Source organism: Streptomyces sp. SPB074 (assembly GCF_000154905.1).
Taxonomy (GTDB): Bacteria; Actinomycetota; Actinomycetes; order Streptomycetales; family Streptomycetaceae; genus Streptomyces.
Genome location: NZ_GG770539.1, coordinates 5,230,003 through 5,236,024 on the forward strand (window position 1 = coordinate 5,230,003; position 6,022 = coordinate 5,236,024).

7 protein-coding genes are annotated in these 6,022 nt (G+C 76.7%); all 7 read right to left on the bottom strand.

Annotated elements, in window-relative coordinates:
* Positions 1–389: 389 nt before the first annotated feature.
* Entirely contained in the window at positions 390–1,175 is a 786-nt protein-coding gene (locus SSBG_RS22165) for a putative protein N(5)-glutamine methyltransferase (protein WP_008748304.1), read from the bottom strand.
* Positions 1,168–1,734 (bottom strand): hypothetical protein, encoded by a 567-nt coding sequence (locus SSBG_RS22170; RefSeq protein WP_008748305.1) that lies wholly within the window; start codon positions 1,732–1,734, stop codon positions 1,168–1,170. The genes SSBG_RS22165 and SSBG_RS22170 overlap by 8 nt, the downstream gene beginning before the upstream one ends.
* A 66-nt stretch (positions 1,735–1,800) precedes the next feature.
* Positions 1,801–2,592, bottom strand: coding sequence for an SAM-dependent methyltransferase (locus SSBG_RS22175; RefSeq protein WP_037870395.1), 792 nt, complete (start codon positions 2,590–2,592; stop codon positions 1,801–1,803).
* Positions 2,593–2,777: 185 nt separating this feature from the next.
* Positions 2,778–3,089 (bottom strand): hypothetical protein, encoded by a 312-nt coding sequence (locus SSBG_RS22180; protein ID WP_037870397.1) that lies wholly within the window; start codon positions 3,087–3,089, stop codon positions 2,778–2,780.
* A gap of 156 nt (positions 3,090–3,245) precedes the next feature.
* Positions 3,246–4,154 (bottom strand): PhzF family phenazine biosynthesis protein, encoded by a 909-nt coding sequence (locus SSBG_RS22185; RefSeq protein ID WP_008748308.1) that lies wholly within the window; start codon positions 4,152–4,154, stop codon positions 3,246–3,248.
* Positions 4,155–4,274: 120 nt separating this feature from the next.
* Complete coding sequence (locus tag SSBG_RS22190; protein WP_008748310.1) at positions 4,275–4,733, bottom strand: lamin tail domain-containing protein; 459 nt, start codon at positions 4,731–4,733, stop codon at positions 4,275–4,277.
* Between the two features lie 288 nt (positions 4,734–5,021).
* Positions 5,022–6,022, bottom strand: a 1,001-nt coding sequence (locus SSBG_RS30315; protein WP_234010623.1) for a PQQ-binding-like beta-propeller repeat protein, incomplete at its 5' end; no start/stop codon positions are given.

Below are 6,022 nucleotides of genomic sequence, written 5' to 3' on the forward strand. Positions count from 1 at the left end.
GTAGCGGTTGAGGCCCTGCTCGCGGGCCCAGTCGGTGACCGCCATGTGCACCTCGGCGGCGGCGTTGAACCACACGCGCCGCTGCGCGTTCTGCTCCTCGCCGTCCAGGTGCTCGATCCGGTGGCCCTCTTCGTCGGCCGCCTGCTGAAGGGTGATCAGGTCTTCGGGTAGCTCCACGGGCGGCACGGTAGGCGCCGGGGGCGCCGGGGGAGGGGGGACACGGCGGGTGTCAGCCGTACGGAGCAGGTGGGGTGGGGGTGCCGTCGCGGGGCTCCGCCCCGGGCCCCGGGTTCGGGGCTCCGCCCCGGGCCCCGCTCCTCAAGCGCCGGAGGGGCTGATGCATGGGGCGCTGCCCCATACCCCGCTCCTCAAGCGCCGGAGGGACTGATTCACTGATTCACGGGGCGCTGCCCCGTCACCACCGTCGCTCCTTGCTCCTCCTCGTGGGTGGTTTCGGCTTGGAGGCCCGCTGTGGTGAAGATGGCCGCCACCTCCGGGGCCTGGCGGTCGCCGCTTTCGATCAGGAGGCGGCCGTTCGGGGCGAGCCACGCCGTGGCCTCGCGTGCCACCCGGCGTACCAGGTCCAGGCCGTCGGCCCCGCCGTCGAGGGCCAGGAGGGGTTCGTGGGCGCGCGCCTCGGCGGGGAGCAGGCGGACCTCCTCGCTCGGCACGTACGGGACGTTCGCCGTCAGGACGTCCACGCGCCCGCGCAGGGCGGGCGGCAGCGGGGCGTACAGGTCGCCCTCGTACACGTGCGCGCCCACCGGGGCCAGGTTGCGGCGGGCCCAGCGCAGCGCGCCCGGGTCGAGATCCGCCGCGTGCAGCGTCGCGCGCGGGCCCAGCGCCGTGCGCAGCGCGAGGCCGAGGGCGCCCGAGCCGCAGCACAGGTCGAGCAGCGTCACCGCGCCCCGCGCGCGCACGCCGTCGAGCGCCCGCGCGACCAGGAACTCGCTGCGCCCGCGCGGCACGAAGACCCCGGGGCCCACCTCGATCCGCAGCCCGCGGAACACCGCGTGCCCCACGACGTACTCCAGTGGCTCCCCGGCCACCCGCCGCTCGACCAGCGCGTCGAGCTCCCCGTCGCGCCCCGCCGCGAGCAGCAGTTCCGCCTCCTCCTCGGCGAAGACGCAGCCCGCCGCGCGGAGCCGGGCCGCGAGCGCCGCGACGTCAGCCACGTCCGCCCATCGTGTCGGGGAGCCTGCGCACCGGGCTGCCCCAGCCCCGTACCACCTCGTAGTCCGTGAACTCCTGCACGAGCCGGTACGCGGCGCCCGCGTGCGGGCTCCTGCGCTCGGCCGCGAGGAACGCCTCGGCCTCGCGGCGGCTGTGGCGCGGGGTGCCGCACAGCTGCCACGTCCGGCCGTTCCACAGCTCCGGAATCCAGCGCTCGCGCGCCTGCGGGCGCTCCTCGCGCTCGCCGTAGCGCGAGGGCGCGACCAGGTACTCCCGCTCGCCGTCCGGCAGCCGGGCCGCCCGGCGCCCGCCGCGCCGCCGCGTCTCGCACAGCAGGCACAGGTCGGGGGCGCTGTCGTCGCGGGGCCCGAAGGGGTGCTCCGCGCACCGCGTCGTCGGCTCGGGGCCCTCGACGGTCTCCTCCAGGAGACCGAGGGCGCGCCGCAGGTCCTTGGCGATCTCGTGCAGCTTCGCCTCGGTCGTCTCGCCGCCCAGCTCGTCGCCCTGCTCCCCGAGCGCCCTGAGCGCCCGGCCCAGGGCCGGGATCTTCTGCTGCCTCATGGCCTGAGCCTCCGGTGTCGCGCCTGCCCGTACCCGCCCATTGTCCAACGTCCGCCGCGCCTCCCCTCAGCCCACCCGCCCGACGGGGACGAGCGTGAGCCACGCGATGCCGAGGAGCCCGAGGTGGCCGTCGAGCCAGATGGCGCGCTGCCCGTCGAGCCGGGTGCGCAGCGCCGCCGCCTCCGGGTGGTCCGGGTGCAGCGCGAGCCATTCCTCGCCCGCCGCGCGGTACCCCGACTCGAACTCCTCCCGCTCCGACGCGCTCGCCGTCTCGGTCCACAGCGGCCGGAAGCCGCCCGCCACCACCGCGTCCACGAGCGCGCCGAGCGAGGGGTGGTCGCCGGCCGTCGCGCCCGGCCACAGCCGCGCCAGCTCCCCGGCGCCGGGGGTACGGGTGAAGAAGCCCTCGCCCAGCAGCACCCGGCCGCCCGGGTTCACGAGCCGCCGCAGCTCCGCGAAGAGCCTCGGCAGGTAGTCCGGTGCCTCCGGGTCGGCGAGCGCCTGCCCCGAGCCCCCGCACAGCACCACGTCGGCCGGCCCGCGCCCGGTGCCGCGCGCCGACTCCTCGTACAGCCGCACGCGCCCGTCGAGCCCCCGGTCCCGCGCTTGCCGTCCGGCCCGTGCCAGATCCTCGCCCCGCAGGTCGATGCCGGTCCCGTGCGCCGAGGGCACGGCTTCGAGCAGGCGTAGCAGCTCCGCCCAGCCGCAGCCGACGTCCAGGACGCTCGCCGGCCGCGCGGCGGCCAGGCGCGCCACGATGCGGGCGGCGCGCTCCTCGGAGAGCGGGTTGTGGAAGGTGAGGGCGGGCAGGCCGGAGGGCGGCACGTCGTGCGGGTCCGCGGAGGTCGCGGAGGTCATGGGGGCGGACGGTAGGGCGCGGGGGAGTGCGGGGGCGAATGGTTTTCGCGCGGACGGGCAGGCCGGGGCGCGGGCGTACGGGTGCGGGGCGGCCCTGACGTTGCCGGGACCGCCCCGCGCCGCCGGGCGTGTCAGTGCTCTCGGGCGCGCCAGCACCCTCGGGCCTGTCAGCGCTCTCGGGCGTCTCAGCCCTCGTCGTCGTCCGCCGGGGCCGCGGCCTGCCGGACGCGCTTGTTGCGCTGGGCGACGACCGTGAGGGCCGCCGCCGCGCCGCCGATGAGCGCGGCCGGGACCATCCAGTGCCGGTTGAGGGCGTGGCCGAGCGTGTGGTCGAGCGAGTAGCGGCCCTGGCCCGTGGCGTCGAGCCCGCCGCCGCCGAACCAGCCGAAGAGCTTCTGCGAGCCGTGCGCGGCGAGCACCCCGCCGGTGCCGAGGCGCAGGGCGAGGAGTCCGAGGTCGAGCCGGCGCCGGTGCGCGCGGCTTCGGTGGCACTTCACGCTGTCTCCTTGGGGTGGGGGAGAGGGAGCCGTGTCGCGGGGGACGGCTCTCCCGCGCGTCTCGCGCACACCGCGCCGTACGCCTCCGGGACACGATGATCCGAGGCTACGCCTCCCGTGCCGGACCGCACCCCGGGGGCGGGGCGGGAGGCGTCCTCAGTCGTCGGCCTCCGCCGGGATGCGGACGGCTGTGCCCGCGACGCGGACGCGGGGATCGCCCGCCCGCAGCGTCACCGTGACCGTCCCGGGCCTGCCCAGGTCCTCGCCCTGCACGAAGGTGAGCCGCGCGTCCTCGGGCACGAAGCCGAGCGTGCGCAGGTACGCGCCGAACGCCGCCGAGGCCGCGCCCGTGACCGGGTCCTCGACGACGCCGCCGACGGGGAAGGGGTCGCGGGTGTGGAAGACGCCGGTGTCCGGGTCGTACCGGAAGAGGTGCACGGTCGTCAGGCCGAGGCGTTCCATCAGCGCGCGCAGCCGCTCGAAGTCGTAGTCGAGCGCCGCCAGCCGTGCGCGGCTCACGGCCGCGAGCACGAGGTGCCTGGCCCCGGCCGAGGCGATGCGCGGCGGGTACTCGGGGTCGAGGTCCGCGGCCGGCCAGCCGAGCGCGGCCAGCGCCTCGGCGAGGTCGTCGGCCGCGATGTCCTCGACGCGCGGCATGACGCTCGTCAGCGTCGCGCGCAGCTCGCCGTCCACGCGCTCGACCCCGACGGGCACCTGCCCCGCGGGCGTGAGGAAGACGTACTCGCCCGGTCCTTCCCGCTCCGCGAGCGCGACGGCGGTCGCGATCGTCGCGTGCCCGCAGAAGGGCACCTCGGCCTTCGGGCTGAAGTACCGCACGCGGTGCGTGCGCGGCTCCTCGCCGGGGAGCACGAAGGCCGTCTCGCTGTAGCCGAGGCGCGCGGCGATGCCGAGCTGCTCCGCGTCGCTCAGTCCCGAGGCGTCGAGCACGACCCCGGCGGGATTGCCCGCGCCCGGGTCGGTGGTGAACGCCGCGTACCGGTGGACACGGGTGCCGGGAGGGGCGGGGGCGGCCGGGGGCGCGGGCGTGGGACCGGGGGTCGTCATGGTGGGGACGACCGGGACGGGCGAGGGCGCTATTCCCCGTCCCGCGCCGGCCCCGGTTCCCCCGTCCCGCGCCGGCCCCGGTCCCTGCGGCGGAGGGCCCGCCGCGGGGCTCGCCGTGCGTCAGTGGCAGTTCTTCTGACCGCTCTTCGCCGTCTTCCAGGAGCAGGAGTCGCCCAGGGTGCCCTTCGCGGTGTAGAGCCGGGCCTTGTCGCCCGTGTTGTTCCACACGTACGCGCCGCGGTTCCAGTAGACCGTCCCGGACACGTTCCTGCCCTTGCCGGTGCGGACCTTGACCGTCTTTCCGGCGCCGATCCGGTAGCTGCCGAAGGTGTACGTGTAGCCGGTGTCGTCCTTGAGCTTGTACCCCTTGAGCTGCACCGCCGACCTGGTGTTGTTGTGGATGTTGACCCACTCCCCGTTGAGCGAGGCGTTGCTGCGGGTGTCCTTGCCGGGGCTGTCGAACTGGACGAGCCCGATGTGGACCCCGCTCTGGTGGGCGGCGGCCTGCGAGGGCGAGGCCGCGAGGCCCACGAGGACGGCGGCGGCGAGAACGGCCGGGGCCGCGGGACGAATGCGCACGGAGTGCTCCGAGGGTCGCGAAGGAATCCGGGATCGCCGAAGGGTTCCGGGGATCACGGAGGAGGACATGCGGGTGCCGGAGAACGGCAAGGAATGCCCGTATGCGGGTATGTCCGCCATACGAGTGAAAGACGGTTCATCGTACTGAGTGCCGCGGGGTGACGGGAGTGTTTCGGGAAATCCCGTGTTTTCCTCGCGCAACTCCGCCCGTTTCGCACCGTGTTGACCCTCCGCCCTGGCGCCCGGCACACCCCCCGGCCCCCGGGGCGGGCCGGGCGTCACGGTCCCTCAGGGCCCCCGGTGCCGCAGCCCCAGCACGGCGGGACGGTTCCCGTCCGGGTTCGTGAGGACGAGGTCCTCGATCCCGCCCTCGCCCGGCCCCGCCACGGCGAACCACGGACTGCCGCCGAGCCGGGCGTCGCTCGCCAGGACCCGCGCCCCGCCCGCCCCGCCCGCCCCGCCCCCGGTCGCGGCGTCCACCCACCGGATCATGTCGGGCCTGTCGGCGCGTGAGCTGTCCTGGTAGACGGCCACCCGCCGGTGGTCCGCCGTCATGAGCGCGCCGACGGGCTCGTCCGTGCCGCGCAGCCAGCGCCGCTTCCCGTCCGCGAGGCCGTAGCCCGCGAGCGCCCCCGGGCGGCCGGTCCCCGGTGCCGTCACGGCCACCACGAGGGTCTGCCCGACGACCCGCGCGAGCGGTACGGGCAGGGCGGCGAACGAGGCCCCGTCCCCGCTCCGCACCGTGAGTTCGCCGGTGTCCGGCTGCCGCCTCGGGACCGCCGGGCGCGCCCGGCCCGCGCCGTCGAAGGAGACGAAGGCGTCGAGCCCCCGCCCGTCCGCCTCGCGTACCCACAGCGTGAACGGCTCGGCCGCGACGACACCCCAGTCGGCGACACGGCTCTCGACCGGCAGCGGCTCGCGGTGCCGTACGGCACCGGTCCGCGCGTCGAGCGTCAGCACGGCGGCTGTCACCCGGCCCCCGCCCGACGCCCCGGGCGCGCACTCCACCACGACGTGGGCCGCGCGCCCCGCCGCCGCGAGGCCGAGCGGTACGCAGTCCGCCCCCACGGGGCGCGTCCACCGCTGCGCCCCGTCCGCGAGCGCGAGCCCGCGCACCGCGTTCCGCTCCCGGGCGAGCGCGATCCCCCCGGCGACGGCGAGCCCGTACGGCCGCGGGCCCGCCGCCGACGGTGCTTGCGCGAGGGTGTGCCGCCACCGCGTGCGCCCGGTCCGCGGGTCCACCGCGCGCACGTCGGCGCACGCGCCCCCGTGCCGCCCGAAGGCCACGA